General features: G+C 42.4%; 16 protein-coding genes and 1 riboswitch. Of the genes, 9 read left to right on the top strand and 7 right to left on the bottom strand.

Going from position 1 to position 17665, the window contains the following annotated elements; all coding sequences use genetic code 11:
• Positions 1 to 10: 10 nt before the first annotated feature.
• Positions 11 to 1105, bottom strand: coding sequence for a glycine cleavage system aminomethyltransferase GcvT (gene gcvT, locus H2C83_RS00735; protein ID WP_181736784.1), 1095 nt, complete (start codon positions 1103 to 1105; stop codon positions 11 to 13).
• A 160-nt stretch (positions 1106 to 1265) separates the two neighbouring features.
• Positions 1266 to 1355: riboswitch (glycine riboswitch) on the bottom strand.
• Positions 1356 to 1496: 141 nt separating this feature from the next.
• Between gcvT and H2C83_RS00730 the strand changes: the two genes are divergently transcribed.
• Together H2C83_RS00730 and H2C83_RS00725 are read left to right on the top strand one after the other, a co-directional pair.
• Positions 1497 to 3290, top strand: a complete 1794-nt coding sequence (locus tag H2C83_RS00730; RefSeq protein WP_246333669.1) for a DEAD/DEAH box helicase — start codon at positions 1497 to 1499, stop codon at positions 3288 to 3290.
• Entirely contained in the window at positions 3223 to 4026 is an 804-nt protein-coding gene (locus H2C83_RS00725) for a YqhG family protein (RefSeq protein WP_181736782.1), read from the top strand. Before H2C83_RS00730 ends, H2C83_RS00725 begins: the two co-directional genes overlap by 68 nt.
• A 9-nt stretch (positions 4027 to 4035) precedes the next feature.
• Here H2C83_RS00725 and H2C83_RS00720 read toward each other — a convergent pair whose 3' ends face one another.
• From H2C83_RS00720 to H2C83_RS00700, 5 genes are all read right to left on the bottom strand, one after another.
• The gene (locus tag H2C83_RS00720) at positions 4036 to 4284 is read right to left on the bottom strand and encodes a helix-turn-helix domain-containing protein (protein WP_181736780.1); all 249 of its coding nucleotides are present in this window, start codon (positions 4282 to 4284) and stop codon (positions 4036 to 4038) included.
• A gap of 395 nt (positions 4285 to 4679) precedes the next feature.
• Complete coding sequence (locus tag H2C83_RS00715; RefSeq protein ID WP_181736778.1) at positions 4680 to 5309, bottom strand: cyclase family protein; 630 nt, start codon at positions 5307 to 5309, stop codon at positions 4680 to 4682.
• Between the two features lie 17 nt (positions 5310 to 5326).
• Positions 5327 to 6862 (bottom strand): glucose-6-phosphate dehydrogenase, encoded by a 1536-nt coding sequence (zwf, locus tag H2C83_RS00710; RefSeq protein WP_181736776.1) that lies wholly within the window; start codon positions 6860 to 6862, stop codon positions 5327 to 5329.
• A gap of 494 nt (positions 6863 to 7356) precedes the next feature.
• A complete protein-coding gene (locus H2C83_RS00705) occupies positions 7357 to 7740 on the bottom strand; it encodes a hypothetical protein (protein WP_181736773.1) in 384 nt (127 codons plus the stop codon).
• Positions 7741 to 7999: 259 nt separating this feature from the next.
• Positions 8000 to 9328: an anti-phage deoxyguanosine triphosphatase gene (locus H2C83_RS00700; protein ID WP_220183934.1), complete on the bottom strand. Its 1329-nt coding sequence runs from the start codon at positions 9326 to 9328 to the stop codon at positions 8000 to 8002.
• Between the two features lie 176 nt (positions 9329 to 9504).
• Between H2C83_RS00700 and H2C83_RS00695 the strand changes: the two genes are divergently transcribed.
• Together H2C83_RS00695 and H2C83_RS00690 are read left to right on the top strand one after the other, a co-directional pair.
• Positions 9505 to 9693 (top strand): H-type small acid-soluble spore protein, encoded by a 189-nt coding sequence (locus H2C83_RS00695; RefSeq protein ID WP_181736769.1) that lies wholly within the window; start codon positions 9505 to 9507, stop codon positions 9691 to 9693.
• Positions 9690 to 9854: a hypothetical protein gene (locus tag H2C83_RS00690; RefSeq protein WP_181737000.1), complete on the top strand. Its 165-nt coding sequence runs from the start codon at positions 9690 to 9692 to the stop codon at positions 9852 to 9854. The genes H2C83_RS00695 and H2C83_RS00690 overlap by 4 nt, the downstream gene beginning before the upstream one ends.
• Before the next feature lie 212 nt (positions 9855 to 10066).
• Here the strand turns inward: H2C83_RS00690 and H2C83_RS00685 are convergent, their stop codons facing one another.
• Positions 10067 to 10912 (bottom strand): cupin-like domain-containing protein, encoded by an 846-nt coding sequence (locus tag H2C83_RS00685; protein ID WP_181736767.1) that lies wholly within the window; start codon positions 10910 to 10912, stop codon positions 10067 to 10069.
• 147 nt (positions 10913 to 11059) lie between these two features.
• Between H2C83_RS00685 and H2C83_RS00680 the strand changes: the two genes are divergently transcribed.
• The 5 genes from H2C83_RS00680 (at position 11060) to H2C83_RS00660 (ending at position 17583) form a co-directional block, all read left to right on the top strand.
• On the top strand, positions 11060 to 12958 hold the full coding sequence (locus H2C83_RS00680; protein WP_181736765.1) for a RiPP maturation radical SAM C-methyltransferase: 1899 nt from the start codon (positions 11060 to 11062) through the stop codon (positions 12956 to 12958).
• Positions 12958 to 13692 (top strand): DUF5825 family protein, encoded by a 735-nt coding sequence (locus H2C83_RS00675; RefSeq protein WP_181736764.1) that lies wholly within the window; start codon positions 12958 to 12960, stop codon positions 13690 to 13692. Before H2C83_RS00680 ends, H2C83_RS00675 begins: the two co-directional genes overlap by 1 nt.
• A gap of 15 nt (positions 13693 to 13707) precedes the next feature.
• Positions 13708 to 14922, top strand: a complete 1215-nt coding sequence (locus H2C83_RS00670) for an MFS transporter (RefSeq protein WP_181736762.1) — start codon at positions 13708 to 13710, stop codon at positions 14920 to 14922.
• Positions 14923 to 15080: 158 nt separating this feature from the next.
• Positions 15081 to 16157, top strand: a complete 1077-nt coding sequence (locus H2C83_RS00665) for a ThiF family adenylyltransferase (RefSeq protein WP_181736761.1) — start codon at positions 15081 to 15083, stop codon at positions 16155 to 16157.
• Entirely contained in the window at positions 16132 to 17583 is a 1452-nt protein-coding gene (locus tag H2C83_RS00660; RefSeq protein WP_181736759.1) for a peptide ABC transporter substrate-binding protein, read from the top strand. Before H2C83_RS00665 ends, H2C83_RS00660 begins: the two co-directional genes overlap by 26 nt.
• Positions 17584 to 17665 lie beyond the last annotated feature (82 nt).

Raw genomic sequence — 17665 nt, 5'->3', positions numbered from 1 at the left:
CTTTCTCTATTTATTTCTGCCGTTTATAAAAGGGTATTCTGATAATCTTTGCCTTCAGCTTTTTACGGCGAATTTCAACTTCCACCACTTCGCCGGTTTTGGCATATTCCGTTTTCACTAAAGCAAGCCCGATATTCTTTTTCAGGGTGGGAGATTGCGTTCCTGTGGTCACTTCGCCAATCAGTTCCTCTCCGGAATACACCGAACAGTGGGTACGCGGAATTCCACGGTCGATCATTTCCAAACCAACCAGCTTGCGGGAAGCGCCTTCTTGTTTTTGCCGGGCCAAAACTTCCCGTCCGATAAATTCCCCTTTATCCGGCTTGACCGTAAATGCAAGACCGGCTTCAACCGGCGTAATCATTTCGGACAGTTCCTGACCATACAGTGGGAGAGCCGCTTCAAACCGCAAGGTATCACGTGCACCCAATCCGCATGGTAGCACACCATCGCTTTCTCCCTCTGCCAGAATCGCTTTCCATAAGGCAGGCGCATCTTCCGCTTTAAAATAAATTTCAAAACCGTCCTCTCCTGTGTATCCCGTTCTGGAAACCAGGCTCTTCACTCCCGCAATCTCAACATCCTGCCTGAATTTAAAAAAACGGATTTCCGACAAATCGGCCGTTGTCAAACGCTGCATCACGCTTTCCGCCAACGGCCCCTGCAAGGCCAATTGTGCCATTTCATCAGAAATATTTCGGATTAGAACTTCGCCGGTTGCATGCTCCTTGATCCAGTTAAAATCTTTTTCTGTGTTGGAGGCATTGATTACGAGCAGATACTCCTGCTCTCCGGTACGGTAAACCAGAAGATCATCAACGGTTCCGCCATTTTCAAGGCACATGACAGTATATTGGACACTACCTGTTTTAAGCCTGGAGGCATCGTTGGTGGTCAGCTTTTGAACAAGTGCCAGCGCATCGGGGCCGCTGACCAGGATCTCTCCCATATGGGAAACGTCAAACAGTCCCGCTTTTGTGCGGACAGCTTCATGTTCCCTTTTGATTCCGCCGAATTGGACTGGCATTTCCCAACCACCAAACGGAACCATCTTGGCCTCATCTTTATACACATCGTATAAAGAGGTTCTTTTTAATTGGCTCACTCAAATTCCTCCTCACCATGCTTGCTGCAAATAAAAAAGGACAAAGCGTTTCCTTTTGCAAGGTAAACACTCTGTCCCATAACCTGAGAGTTGCTTCACGAGGGTACGTGAAGTTGCCCCTTTGGTGGCTCATCGACAAGATCAGCTCTCTCCAGAGGTGCGTCCAGCGGGCCTCCTTTTGCCTGAGAGATTCGCCTGATACGGCTTGCTCCTTCGGCGCCACAACCGTGGTCTCTCCTCCCGCCTTCAATCGCCGAATGATATCCTGTTCTTCAAACCCTATTTTGCCATATTTTACGATTGTTTTCGATATAAACAATTTAAAAGTTCGTGTTTTTGTTATATGCATGATTTTCCCGGTTTGATCCATACTATAACGGGATAAATGACGATGGAAAGGTGGATCAAACCGATGCAACCCCCGATTCGCTTTGATCGAAAATGGCTTCATCCATTTTTGTCGCAGGTAGAAACAAATCAACATTGGTCCACTTGGGAACGGTTCCAACTTGCTCTTGAAGCTGCGAAAGCAGAAGCAATCCCTTCTTTTGAATCCATCCAGTGCCTGAAACAGATCCGGGGATTTGAACCCCTTCCCCATCAGATCGAAGTGGCCAAACGCGTCATCAATGAAATGCATGGCCGCGCCATCCTGGCCGATGAGGTAGGATTGGGCAAAACAATCGAAGCCAGCCTGATTCTCAAGGAATATATTATCCGCGGCCTGGTAAAACGCGCCTTGATACTGGTTCCGTCTTCACTGGTTTTGCAGTGGACAAGAGAATTAAACCAAAAATTCCAAATTCCGGCGATAGCCCAGAAAAAGGCATGGATGTGGGATAAATATGATATCCTGGTCGCATCCATCGATACGGCCAAACGGGAACCGCATCGCGAACAGACCCTGAATCAGCATTACGATCTCGTGATCGTGGATGAAGCGCACAAGCTGAAAAACCGGCGCACGAAAAACTGGCAGTTTATCAACCAGTTGCAGAAAAAGTATTGCCTGCTTCTGACTGCAACACCGATCCAAAACGAAATCAATGAGCTGTATAATCTGGTAACCTTGTTAAAGCCGGGACAACTTGGAAAACAGTCGCAATTTCAGAGCAATTATGTAGCCGGCAAAAGAAAAGCCAAAAATGAAAAACGCCTTCAGGAAGAAATCCGGCGTGTCCTGATTCGCAACCGGCGCTCAGATCAGCAACTCCCAATGACAAAACGGATTGTCAAGACCATTACCATTGAACTGTCATCTGATGAGCGTGCCCTTTATGATGCAATTACCCGCTTTGTACGTCAAAAATATCATAAATTCCTGGATATGAAAAACATGTTGTCCCTGCTGGTTCTGCAAAAAGAGGTTTGCAGCAGCCGTGACGCAGTCTTTCATACATTATTTAAACTACTTCAAAAAGGGGCAAAAGGTCAATCGGAAATTTCACCGGAGGTCTCTCACTTGATCCAACTGCTGCGCAATGTAAAATATTCATCCAAAGTAAAAACGGCTGTCGAACTGATTCGCCGTCTGTCTCCGGAAAAGGTTGTTCTTTTCACCGAATATCGCGCAACCCAGGAAATGCTGATGCGCGAATTACTGAATGCCGGGATTCAGGCAGTTCCGTTCCGTGGAGGCTTTAACCGGAACAAAAAGGACTGGATGATGGAATTGTTTCAGAAGCGTTCCCAGGTAATGGTGGCCACAGAAGCAGGGGGAGAAGGCATCAATCTTCAGTTTTGCCAGCATATGATCAACTATGATATGCCATGGAACCCGATGCGGGTTGAACAGCGAATCGGCAGAATTCATCGTCTGGGCCAAACCAGGGACGTCCATATCTATAACTTTGCCACGGTAGACACGATTGAGGAGCACATTATCTGGCTGCTGCATGAAAAAATCAACCTGTTTGAATCGATCATCGGGGAGCTGGAAATGATCCTGGAGAAAATGGAATCCAAAGAAGGCGTTGAGAACAGCTTGATGCGCATTATGCTAGAAGCGGATAATGACCGGCAGATTCGCGAACAGTTGAGCAGGTGGGGAGATTCATTCTTTAAGGCTAAAGAGGTTGTCCAAAAGGAACAACGGGAAAAAGAGGATGTGTTGCTGTATGGATCAAGCCCAAGTCAGAAAATGGACAGAACGGTATCTCCATCTTTACGGGTGCCAGATTATTGAATCAACACCGACTTGTCTTGTCACCCAGCTATCAGTACTGGCAGACAAGGATTTGCTGAATCGCCCCTTTTACTGGATGTACGTTGAAAAAATGGGCATAAAGCCGAATCCGGTTCAACTTTGCCTGATTTTTGAACCGGACAGCCATCCTCCTGACATCAAAGGGGAACTTTTTTATTTTGGCGCCCCGCGTTTTCGTAAAATGCTTGAGTCCGCCCAAAAGCACGGAAAATTTGTGCGCCTTTATGAAGTGCCCAAATGGCATCCGCCCCAGTCTCCGCCAAAACCTTATTCACCGTGGCTGGGGATCAATTACAAAATTTCTTACATCTGTGACCAGAAAAAAGACCGCCTGTGTCATTTGGGTATAAATCTTTTGAACGGCGAAGTGGCTGAATCGTTTTATGAAACGGTGGCTGGACGAAAATGGTCTTCCCACATCCCGCCAAACCGGCATGTTCCTGCCCAGCGCCTTTCCCTGATGGAAGCTGTCGGAGAATTGGAATTTTATCTGGAAGAGCAAATCAAACAGGAAGACCTGACATGGGCCAGGAAAGCTAAAAAGCGGTTTTCCGCCGAATTGGCACAGCTTAACTCCTATTATCCGGAAAATATCCAGCAAAACGAGGAACTTTTAAAAGAAAAAAAGCAGCAGGAACAGGAGCTGGTCTGGCAATATCATCCACGCATCGAAATCAGTGTCATAAACGCCGGGCTATTTTACCTGGAATCATGAAAGAAACTGTTAACCCGACATCTTTTCCTGCTCATGGGGAACGATAAACACATTCATGTCCAATGCTTTGAGTACCTGTTTCACCTTCTCCATGCTGACACCACCATATTCGTTCCGTTCATCCTGTGACACCTGCAGCGGTGTTACTCCCGGCTTTTTGGACGGTTCAGCCTGGGACATCCCCCGGAAAATCCGGAAAGCGATTAACTGTCTCGCAATACAGATCCGCCAATTATAACGGATCGAACAGAACTTCAAATGATTGACTAGCAGGGCCGGTAAATGCCCGGGGAATCTCCGGCAACCCTTCTCTTTTAACCAGAATCGAGTTTCTTAACCGGGCAAAGCAGGTATTCACCAGGCTTCAAAAGAACATTGAATCTCACTATAAGATAACATTCCGAAAACGGCCTGTCTGTCAACTGCCAGCAACAACGATTAGCCGACATCCTTCTCCATCGCTGCAATTCAGTCCTAATATCAGACTAATTCTCATCGGTTAAACGCCCATCCAAATAGTTGCTGTAAGGCCTTGAAATTAAACGGGGTACTCTCTTCTGCCACTTGGAATTGATAAATAATCATATTTTAATATACGTCTTTAATTTTGTGAAAAAGGGCCAACCTGAACCGGTCCGCCCTTTATCTGTTCCTTATTCTGTGATGCCTTTAAACAGGATGACCCGGGCGGGGGCAGCTTCTGTATTTACCAGTTTAATCGGGGCAGCCACCATGAAGTAAGTATCTTCCGGAACTCCCTGGAGCCGTAATCCTTCCATGATAATGACACCTGCCCGGAACAAGTTCTTGTGGGTCGGATGCCCGGGTTGGGAACGTTCAATTCCCAGCGCATCAATCCCGACTCCTCTTATCTGTTTTTCCACCAGATAGATGGCTCCATCCTCTTTCAAATAGACAAACTCAAAATCAAATTGATCCTGCCCGGAGTTTCTGGTTTTGAGCAAAAGAAATTCCCCCGCCTGAATCTCTTTGTCTTCCAGATCCTCTCTTGAAATGCCGCCCTCAACATGAGTCAGGTCCAACACCCGTGCTTTTCCAACCAGACGGTCAAGCGAAATGGTTTCCATTGTTCCCCCCTCAGGAAACATATGCAGCGGGGAATCTATATGTGTACCGCAATGTACATCCATATCGATCCTTGATTCTCTGGCCGATGCTGTATCAAAATCCTGGACAACCCGGATCAACGGTTTCTTTTCCGGTTTGTTTTTATATACTTGCATATCTGGAACAATCGGCATTGAAACATCATATATTTTCATCGTTCTCTCTCCTTGGCTTATTTGAATGGCAATTCGTTCGCCTTGATAATCTCCGGCTGAGCCCCGGAATATTGCGGCCACCAGCCATGTCCTTCCTGTGCCAGTAATTCATGGGCTTTCTTGGGACCCCACGTTCCGCTATCATAAAACTGGAGCGACTGCGGGTCCTGATCCCAGAGGCGGCGGACGGGATCGATAAATTTCCATGCCAATGCGACTTCAGCCCAATGTGTAAAGTAGGTCTGATCGCCAATAATGGCATCATAGATGAGTGATTCATAAGCTTCCGGCGTCTCCTCTTCACAGTTGTTACAATATTCCATGGCAATGGGTGTTATCTGGTTATCTGTCCCCGGCTTTTTGGCATTTAAAAACAGTTTTATCCCTTCTTCAGGATGAATGCTGATTTCCAATATATTTGGTTTCAGATCGTTATCCCTGTTGAAATAGAGATTTTTAGGCATATCTTTAAACTGGACAATAATTTTTGTCACTTTTTCAGCCATGCGTTTGCCTGTGCGGATATAAAACGGAACCTCTGCCCAGCGTAAATTGTCCACATACAGTTTTGCCGCAACAAATGTTTCCGTCATTGAGTTTTTATCAATTCCCGGTTCATCCCGGTAAGCAGGAACCCGTTTTCCATTCATTTTCCCTTCCCGGTATTGGGCACGTACAAAATATTTTCCAACTTCGTCTTCTCCATACCGGCGCAGGGAACGCAGCACCTTGATTTTCTCATCATGAATGGCTTCTGTTTTCAGCCTGCTCGGCGGCTCCATACAAACCATCATTAACATTTGCAGTAAATGATTCTGCACCATATCCCTGAGGGCCCCGGCCCGATCATAATAATTGGCCCGTTCTTCCACCCCGACCGTTTCACTGGCCGTAATCTGAACCGATTCAATATATCTGTGATTCCACAAAGGTTCGAACAGGGAATTGGCAAAGCGGATCACTTCGATATTCTGTATCATTTCCTTGCCCAAATAATGATCGATCCGATATATCTCTTCTTCCTCAAATGTTCTTTTAATCTGCTTATTTAATTCCCTGGCTGACTCATAATCATGTCCAATCGGCTTTTCGATGATCAGGCGTTTGTAACCATTGGCAGCAGCCAGACCCGATGCCTTCAGTTTTTGGGAAACCGTCGCAAACAGGCCAGGAGCAATCGCCAGGTAGAATAAGCGGTTAAATGTGACTTCAAGCTGTTTTTCATGTTCTTCAATAATCCCCTTCATCTCCCGGTAGCCTTGATCATCGTGGATATCCGAGGAAGTATACTGAAAATGCCTTACAAACTCCGACCATTCAGCCTCCGAATCTATTTGAAACCGACTGTAGTTTTCAACGGAATTTCGTACAGCCTGACGAAAAGCGTCAACGGTTCGTATGGATCGTCCAACACCGACAATCAAAAAATGATCAGGCAATATTCGGCTTTTAAACAGATTGAACATGGCCGGAAACAGTTTCCGCTTTGCCAGATCACCCGTCGCTCCAAAAATAACCAGTGAAAAGGGATCTGCCATTCTAGTCTGAGTCATGATGTCACTCCTTTATTACAACAACGTTCTCTATCATTCCTGATGTTAATATGTGTTCCATCCTCGTTGTTCATTCGGTACACGACTCCAGGTTCCGGTGAACCAAGTTCTGCAAACAAAAATCAGATGATTGTAATATGGGATGAGATAAAACAAGCCCTTCCTTATCGGAAAGAGCATAGACTGCAAAAACATATTGTGGAGGCGGGTTTTAAAGCTGACCGCTTCAACAAACGCTCCTCTCATCTGGTCAGTACACCCAAGCTCCTGAAGCCGGTAAAGAGCTTGAGATTTATTATAACATATAATGGAAGATCATTTACAGAACCTGTTGCCATCTTTATCCCACTGAAAGAAAAAATGGTCAGGACAAATTTTCATCCGTTTCATTCCGTCTTCTCTTATTCCAAAGCAAGGTTAACAGGTTTGTTTTTAGCATTTAAGCAACTTTATACTACTATTCGGTCTTTTCCTGTCAAGCTGTCAAGGCAGTGTCATTTGCTCTCCCCCGTTTTTCCGTAAGCTTGCATTGTCCGTTTTTTTCTCTGTTTATGGAAGGTGTACAAAACCCACAGCAACATCCGGTAACGCTGATTCACTTCCTCCAGATAAACATGAAAATGATCTCCATTCATTTTCGTCCAGCTAAAACAGCATAATTCCAGGTAATAAATCAGCTCCTGCAACTGGGTATGGATTCCTTCCCATTCCCCTTCTTGCGTCCGCTCCAGCATCCATTCCACTTTTTTGCTGATTCTCATTATTTGGGCGGACTTTCGGTCTAATTCTGACAGCTCATTCAATTGCCGAATGCTTTCATCAATTTCTTTCAGGATTTCCCCTAACTCATTGGAGCAAGGTTTTACATTGTAAATCATGACACTACTCCTACCTCCGTCTCAAGTGGTGACGGGAAACCGATGGATTGATCCATATTGAATGAAGTCCATCTTCAGCTGCCTGTTCCTCCAAGTTTACAATTTCTTCCTCTTCCAAACTATATCACCGCCATCATGGTGTTCGCAATCTTGTACTTTCCTGATTTTTTGTTTTATTACAAAACCATTGCGTTCGCTGATCTGTTTGTTTTACTCTCCAAAGACAGCCAAACATCCCCTGTTTTCCGTTTTTCTTCAGTCAATAATCAAAAAAATTGCGGCTTTGTCCAAATAATCGGTCATACATCCGCATTGCAAATGAATCGGTCATGCCGGCAATGTAATCACACACCACCCGTGCGCGTTCCGCCTCGGTAGCTGAACAATTAACAAGCATCCGATCATGCTCTGTCAACAAACGGTCTTCTGTCATAAAAGCATGAAACAGACAATGAATGACATGCTTTCCTTTCCATGAAATGGTTTGCACCCGTTGTGAATGGATCACCTTTTCGGAAACCAGCTGTTTCAGACAGTCCAGCAAGGTTCGCAAATCTCCGGGTAAAGCCACATGAAACTGCAGCCGGGGCGTGCTGGCAGGAAATTGATTTTCCACTACCTGCACATGCGTAATAAAGGTGGAGATCAATCTGGCAAACACTTTTTTCAAACGATACTTTAACTGGGTGTCTTCCGGATCAAGACCGTCCAGATCTTTGCTCGCTTCCTGAAGTTCGGGGTAAATACCGCTATTGTGAAATGGACGCAAAAGTGTTTTCAGGCGGGATAGCCGAATTAATCCCAGTTGGATTGCGTCTTCTGCATCATGGGTTCCGTAAGCAATGTCATCAGCCAGTTCAATGATGGAGCATTCCAATGTCTGGTGCAATGTCCGGCGATGCTGGTTGGGAACTTTCTCGGTTTCCATCAGGAAATCCCTTTCCTGTTCCGTCAGTGAGGAAAGCGTCCATTCAAAAGCTTCCTGATCACAGCGAAAAACACTTGCTTTGGGAGGAAGTTTAAGGACTGGTTCCTCTTGTCCGGGATTCATGGCCGTATCCAGAAAGATCGGGTATTTCATGATGGACATGAGCAATGCCCTGGTCAGGTTTAATCCGCATGCATCCTGCTCCCCTTCGAGTCTGGTCAGAATCCGGAATGTCTGGGCATTCCCTTCAAATCCGCCATAATCTTCCATACACGTATGCAGAGCTTCCTCTCCGCGATGACCAAAGGGAGGATGCCCCAGATCATGGGCCAAAGCAGCTGCCTCCAGCAAAGAAACATCCAAAGCCTTGTTTCCCGTAAAATACGAAGAATTGTTGTTCAAATAAATGGCAATTCCCCGCGCAATTTGGGCCACTTCCATTGAATGGGTCAACCTTGTCCGGTGGAAGTCCCCCGCAATCCGCCCGATCACCTGGGTTTTTGACTGGAGCCGCCGAAAAGCGGCACTGTGCACAATCCGCCCATAATCCTTTTCAAAAGCATCCCGCGCATCTTTCCCATGTGTTGCTGCAGATGTTCTCCTTCTTTCCATGTCTGACGGCAAATATAAATTATTTTCCTGTGAACGATAAATGATCATTAACCTCACCCTTGCCTGATCCATCTTTCATGAGTTGTGACCTGAATTCCGGTTTTTCCTGGCCTTCAACCAATTCTACAGGACACAACCGCTCTCCTTGTCGAATCAATTTCCAGTATAACTCTTCCCATTCTTTAACAAGCTAATAACAAAACCTTGGAAAAGGAGAAATGGTTATGGACCTGGAACGTGCCAAAGAAATTTTGCAATCTCCGCAAAAGATTACTGTCAATTACCGGGGAGAACCGGTATGGATCGAAATGGTGGATGAAACTGCCGAAAAAGTACGCGTTCATGCAGAAACAAACCCGGATGAGATCAAGATCGTTCCTGTTTATGACCTGGAAGAGCAGCAACTTCATTGAGAAAAACAGAATGGAGGCGAATCAGAAGCCCTGAAATCGCCTCCAAATATATTTCCCCGATTTCCCTTGCTGAACTTTCTGCCAAAAAGGCTGAGATCCAGAAGTTGCAGGAATTATCCATAACGATGGATAAAGATGTTTTGAATTTTGTCTGTTTTTAAACTTGATTAAAATATTACAATTATAGTTTACTTGTAAGAAGCAGAATCAAGCGGCGTTGATCCTTTCCTGTTTCTCTGGGCAAAATTGAAATTTACTGATGAAAATTTGGTTTTTCTCTTCGGAATCATCCATCCTGTAAGTATGCGGTTTCCATAAAAATTTGCCGACCGTTCCCATCTTGCAACAGGTTCTTTCAGAATTCACCTGCTCCCTAAACCTCATTATCATTCCGCTTAAAGATTTTTCCCCTAATTTGTCTCAAATAATAAAGAAGCAAATCCTTTTGATATTTACAAACAGTAGATAAATAGGGAAATATAGCTCTTTTGAAATTGGTATGGTTAACAAAATTTTCTGTGATTGAGACACAATCTTCTTCATTAATTACCTGATGCCACCAGCCGCTCGGAGTAAAAATAATTTCTCCAGGTTTTTGTATGGCATAAATTGGTTTGGCATTTTTAAAAAGCGGATATTTTTCATAATCAGGAGCAAAAGCATTGACCGCCCCATTATACATGTATCCAGTCTGATCAGGAGAAAAAAAGGCCCAACGTTTTCTCCCTGACAAAATCGCATTCCAAGCGCCTGTCATCGCTACATCCATATGCAATCCGGTTCCAGAGCGGGCGGGCCCGATGTAAATCCAGCGTAAGGGAGGCATAACCACCCGTGGTACATAATGCAGCCAGTTCCCGAATAAATCCGGTACCTTGTAATCATTCAGCAGTTCTGGAAAATCAAGAGAAAAATTCCAGTCAGCCAAATAAAGAGGATCCTCCTCCTTTTCAGGTTTTAATAAATAATCGACATATTCCCCAAGACTTACTTCATACTGTTCATCTCGCTTTGAAGAACGTTTGACTATCACGGTGTGTTCATTAAAGAACGTTTTAAAAAATTCCAAAGTCCACTTTTGACTGGCTGGCCATTTCTCCATTATTCCAGTAAGTAAAACTGGTTTGCCAGGTTTTCCGTATTCGTTATCAAATTCTTCTACGCTCAGATTAAAACGTTTGTCAATCATTTTGTCCGGTGGTATCTCAAAGCTATCCATAAAATTCCTCCACTTACTAAAATAATAAAGCCAATTGCAACCTATTTTATTAATATATGAAATTATTATAATATTATATTAACTTGATTTTTTAATAAATTGCAAATATAATATTAAGTGCGCAAATAATATTCGGGAGTTGCAGCTATGAAAAAAATATTGTTGATAACAATGCCCTGGAGCTCACTAGACTTACCTTCAATTCAGCTAGGTATTCTAAAGTCTGTAGTTTACAATAAATTCCCTGAGATAGAGTGCAAAAATCTTTATGCCAATCTGTTGTGGGCGGACTATTTATACCGTAAGAGTGACGGAAAAGTTACCCGTTCCAACGACTATCCATTGATTGCGGAATCAACATTTGGTTTTGGTGTTGGGGAATGGATATTCACACCTGCCTTGTACGGTAAAGAATACAAGCGCGAAGAATACTTGGAATATATATCCAAAAAAAGCGTTTTGTCTAAAGAAGAGATTAAGGTAGTTGAATGGATGTATGAACAGTCTTGTGAATTTGTGCAATGGCTGGTATCCGAATTTATCACTGAGGAGTATAAGATAATTGGATTCACCTCTTCCTTTATGCAAAATATTCCCTCGTTAGCCGTCGCAAAACTCATCAAAGAAAAATATCCCAACACAAATATTGTTTTTGGCGGTGCAAACTGTGATGATAAACAAGGAGCAGCCTTGCATCGGAATTTTCCTTTTGTGGACTTTGTTGTTCGCGGTGAAGGAGAAATCACTTTTATTGAACTGATCAATCAGCTCTTTTATAAAGAGAATCCACAATTTAACCATATTTCAGGATTGTGTTATCGCAAGGATGAAAAATCGATCGTCAATCCGATGACCAAACAATCAATTGACTTTGAATTGGTTCCTATTCCTTATTACGAAGACTACTTCCAACTTGTTGATGAATTAGATATATCCGAACATATTCACCCTCATCTAACACTTGAAACTTCCCGTGGATGTTGGTGGGGCGCTAAACATCAATGCAGGTTTTGCGGATTAAATGGATCATTCATTAACTTTCGAAGCAAAAAACCGGATTACGCTTACAATATGATCAAGACGTTGGTTGAACGGTACAAGGTTATTGATATATTTATGGTTGACAACATAATGGATTTGGATTATTTAAAGGAATTATTACCACGCTTAAAAGAACTTCCCTGGGATTTAAATATTTTTTACGAAGTAAAGGCAAATCTCCTCGAAGAACACATCAGACTGTTTAATGAAGCTGGTATCAAAAAAATTCAGCCAGGCATTGAAAGTTTAAGTACACCAGTCTTAAAATTAATGAATAAAGGTATCGCCGGAATTCAAAATATTCAATTGCTTAAATATTGCGAACAATACAGTATTGCCCTAACCTGGAATATTCTTTATGGATTTCCTGGTGAACTATGGGAGCACTATGATCTGGAAAAAATGAAACTCCTGACTCATTTACAGCCACCTGCTGCCGCAAACCGAATTAGTCTGGAAAGATTCAGCCCTTATTACAGAAAACCGGAAATGGGATTGTTCGTCAAAGGTCCAGCAAAATTTTATGAATTGGTGTATCAGCTTCCACGGAATGAGTTGCTTGATATGGCTTATATCTTTGAAAGTAACCACGCCGGATTGAGTAAGGAAGAGGGAGCCATCCTTTCCGCTGAAATTGTTAAATGGCAAAAAGCTTATTCCCATGCAGACTTCTATTATCGCCAATCTCCAGATGGCAGCTTGCACTTTTTTGACACTCGACCAATTGCTAGGAAAAATGAATTTACAATTTCAGATCCCTTATTTGTAGCAGCTCATCAGAATTTGGCCACCGCCAAAACGGTGGAATCCCTTCATAAAATCCTATCAAGATCAATAGAAGACAATCGTCTGCAGAAAGGGTATGAAGAATTGGAACAATGGTGCAAAGAACTGGCAAAAACAGGAGTGCTTTATGAGGAAAACGGTCGTTATTTGGCGCTTGCTCTTCCTTATGATTCTCAGCGTTTACGTTATAACAGGTATTTAAGCGGGGTGCAACAATAATGAAACAGACTATGCCACAATACCCGGCAGCTAAAGTGTATTCAGCACGAGAAGATGCGATTCGCCTGCGTCTGCCGAATCTCCGGCTGACACTTAAATCGTTCGAGTTGCCGGAATTAGTCAATAATCTAACTGAGATTGGCAAGAATGATTGGCACCTGCACCTGCTCTTGGAAAGGGAAAACCATGACTTACTAGATGGACGTTATATAAAAACCCTCAAGCATTACGGTGTAGAAAGCATTTCAACAACATTATCCCTCAATCCCAAAAAACCAGAAGAAACAATTGGTGAACTTCATTTTCTACGAGAAGCCGCCTGCCATTATATGCGTGTGGATTGGACTCTTACCTCGCTCGTAAAGCCAGTTGACTACGCTCCGTTGGTGCATTGTCCTCCACCTGGTGAAACAAATAAAAATTTGTCTGAATGGGCTTCGCTTTGGAGACAAAACCACATTAATGAAGGATTAACTTTTCGCCGCGGTCCAGGATTTATATTGATTCGAGATAAACGGCCGACACTCGTTCCTCAACTATTTCAGACTCTGGAACCGGATGATTACCAATTGTTTTGGTATACCAGAAAGCCGGTAAGTATGGAAAAAGTATTAAAAAATTTTGCTGAAGATAAACTAAACACTTATTTAGAACATAAACTCTTCCTCCAAATAGGAAATTGGGTAATTAACCTGGTCAACCCGGCAAATAAAAAGATCATTCCATATTTGTAACAGGAGATGCTTAAATTGATATCTTCTTTGGAAAGTGGAAAACGCAACATTCGATTGCTGTTTTTTCAAACATTTTTTGGGAACGCCTATTTTGATCGGGCAATTTTTATGCTCTACCTCATTGATAAGGGCTATTCAATGCTGGAAGTCGGTCTTTTGCAATCGCTTGTTAATTTGGCGATGTTTGTCTGTGAGATTCCTGGTGGGATGTTCGCTGACCGATACGGCAGAAAAAATTCTCTGATTATTGGTCGGACTCTTATTATTTTGCACTTCTTGGGCATGATTTTCTCAACCAACTTTACCATGTTCGCAATTACCTTCATACTGCTTGGTATAGGAGTGACATTTATTTCAGGATCAGAGGAAGCACTGTTATATGACTCGGCCAAACATGCCAAAGAAGAAGCTTTGTACAGCCGATATGCGGGAAGATACATGGCGATTATCACTTTAGTCCTTTCACTGGCAATGGTAATTGGAGGATTAATAAGCAAATTTACTTGGAATTGGGTTTTCGTTGCCTCTATATTGTTCCAACTCGCGGCAATGTTGGTTTCTTTCTTTTTAAAGGAAATATCTTTCGAAGAGAATTCGCAAAAACCACATCGCTTACTTTTTATCATCAAGGATTCAATCCGGCTTTTAAAAGTAAATGTCCATGTTCGTTCTCTGGTAATAGGCATTTCATTATACATTGGCATGTTTTCAATCTATTATTTGTTTGCTCAGCAACTGTTTAAAGAAATAGGATATTCAACTTACATAATTTCAGTTATTTTTGCCGTCGTTTCCCTGTTGTCTGCTTTGGTTTCTGATAAAGCCCATCTCTTGGAAAAACGATATTTGCCTCAGGGCGTTATGCTAACTTCAGTGCTGCTATCGGGAATCATCTTCCTGACAGTTTTTTTTGAGTCAAAGATTTTATCATTAACAGCGTTTGTTTTGCTTAATCTCATTTATTTTGTGTTTTCCCCGATCTCAAACAGTTTGGTCAACTTCGAAATTCCTTCACAGCAAAGAGCAACACTGTTATCTACCATCAGTTTTTTGTCGTCTGCAGTCATGTTTGTTTTGGCTCCGATTATGGGATATACGTCAGAATTGTTTGGCACCCATAAATTTATCAGTCTTGCCGGCATTGGATCGATGGTGTTGGTCTGGTTGTGTTTGGTTCACTTCTTTAAGAATTACTTTTCCAAAACGGCTGATTCTTTTGAACCAAACTGAGGACTCATACCTTAAAAGGAGGTGAATCAAAGGATGAAAATCAAAAGAATTAAACCGACTTCCTCACGTCCAATGGCAGTACGTTCCTAGTTTTGTCCGTTATCATACACTTTCCCGGCTATTTGCCGGGAAAGTGTTTATTTTAAGACGTTAAAGAGGTGATAAAAATTTTTTATAAATTAGCTGACCGTATACAGGTAATTGTCTTAGATGACCAACGGGTTTTTCTGGTAGATGACGGAATAATGGAACTAGAAGGTTGTACCAAAGGACAAGTAAAGGTGCTTCAACTTCTAAAGCAGGGATATCCCGAAGAGAAAATCTGTAAATTATTAAGTGATTCAGAAAGAAAAGAATTATTCTCTTTTCTAAATGAACAAAATTTGTTACGCCGCAATTTTACCAATGAATTTGAAGGTGAGATAGTTGAAAAGCAGATTTATTTTCTCGATGATTTTGGATCAAACCCAAACCAGTTACAAAAGAATCTGTCTGAAGTAACAGTGGTAGTATTAGGTGTCGGTGGTATTGGTTCTGTTGTGCTACAGCATTTGGTCAGCGCCGGAGTACAGAAATTTATACTGATTGATGGTGATATTGTCCAAAAAAGCAATTTGAACCGCCAGTTTTTATATTGCCAATCAGATGTTGGCCGGAAGAAGGTAGAGGCGGCAAGAGACCGGCTGTTACAGATTAATCCCAATTGTGAAGTGAACACTTTTGGAATATTTGTCGATTCTCAAGATTCTTTACAGATGTTAAAGGATTTTTCGATTGATTTTCTGATCAATGCGGCCGATCAACCATTTAATTTGTCCCGGATTATCAATAACTTTTGCATAAAGCACCGGATACCATGGATCAGTGCCGGGGTAGGACGCTATTCTGGCACATGGGGACCTTTATTAGTACCTTTTCAAACGGTTTGCATGAATTGTTTCGAACGTGATGAGGAAGAACGGATGGGCCAATTGGAAAAAAGATTGCGCCGTTTGTGCACAGCGTCATTGCAAGCATCATTCGGCCCGACAAATACAGTAATCTCTGCCCTTCTAGCCAAAGATGTTATTCTTTATCTGGCCATCAAACACGAACCAACAAGCTTTGGCAGGCGTTGCATTGTTGATTTTGAAAAATTTCAATTAGAAACATCAGAATCAACCGTTCAAAAAACATGTGATTGTTGGAAAGGAGGCACCACTGAACGAAATGCGAGAGCTTATCTACGAGATTGATACAGATCCTTTGTCACTTAATCCCACTTTCGTGGCAGATTATCTCGGGCAAATCATATGTCAGGCTATTTTTGAGCCATTGTATGTGCGTAATGAAAAAAACAGTGAATGGATGCTGGGTGCAGCCATATCACATGAAATATCAATGGGAGGAAGAAGGCATATATTTGTACTGTCCTCAGAAAAACGCTGGTCGGACGGGATGCCTGTAAAGGCTGAGCATTTTGTAATGGCTTTTCGCCGTTTATTGTCTCCGGAGTTGGCGGCACCAATGAGTAGTAATTTCTTGCCGCTTTTGCATGCAAATGAGGTGGTGGAAGGAATATTGCCAGAAGAAAGTTTGGGTGTAAGAGCTGTCGATGATCAAACCCTGGAAATTATGTTAGCCTATCCAATCCCATTTTTAAAAGAACTTTTGGGCTGTCCGGCAGCATCTCCAATCCGTGAAACTGCTTGCCTTGGGAATGGCCCGTATACATTAGCAGAATATATAAAAGGATCTCATATCCGATTGAAAGCCAATCCTTATTATCCAGACAGCGAAAACCGAATTCAAACAATATTATTTAAAATAGAAAGGAACTTACATTCCACTGCAGAGCGTTATCTGAAAAAAAAGGTAGATATTACATGCAATACTTATTTCCCATTTGATCTGATAAAACACTGCACTGGAAGAAATGATCTTTACAGGGAATTATCAAGCGTTTTATTTATATTACAATTTAACAAGGATCGACATCCCTTATTTAGTGAGCGAAATGTGCGCCGGGCCTTGTATCAATCGATTAATAAAAAGAGAATTGTGAAGAAGCTAAATTACGGAATTGTAGATTGGGATCATTTTATTCCCAAGGGATTAATTAATATTTCGGGTCACCAGTGGAATCAAACGTCAAATATAGCATACAATCCGGAATATTCCCGGAAACTATGGGAAAATTATCAGATTCCTGAGTTATCCCTGTTATTTCCCGATTATTATCCAAATAGCGAAATTGCAAAGTTCATTGTTGGCATGTGGAATGAAACGTTGGGGATCAATATGCGGATGGAGGGAGTTTCGCTGGAAGAGTTCTCGAAGCGATTAAATCATAGAGAATTTGATCTCTGCTTATCATTGTTAACTCCTGGAAACGCAGAACCACTTGGTTGTTTGCAATATCATTTACCCGATTTGGATGAACAAATTCAGGATCAATTTATCGAATATCTGGAACGGGCAATGGATGAGGGTGAAACAAGATGGTTATGGTACCAAAAAGCAGATGAATTGCTTTGCGAAGAATTGCCATCTCTGCCATTGTTTAATGGTTTGAGTTTGTATTTTTGTTCTCCGAAAATTAAGGGTTATAAATTATTTACTGATGGCAGCGTGTCTTTTCGCCAGTTATCCTGGTTTAGCTCAAACAGTAACAGAAAATAATAAAGTCAATAAGGCGAATATTCCCAGTAAATAGCTTTTTTCTCCTGCCGGAAAAACCGCCACAAGTCAGGAATATATACAA

The organism is Thermoactinomyces mirandus (assembly GCF_013868055.1).
Lineage (GTDB): Bacteria > Bacillota > Bacilli > Thermoactinomycetales > Thermoactinomycetaceae > Thermoactinomyces > Thermoactinomyces mirandus.
Note: the sequence above shows the minus strand (reverse complement) of the source record. Positions and strands in the feature narration are given on the sequence as shown.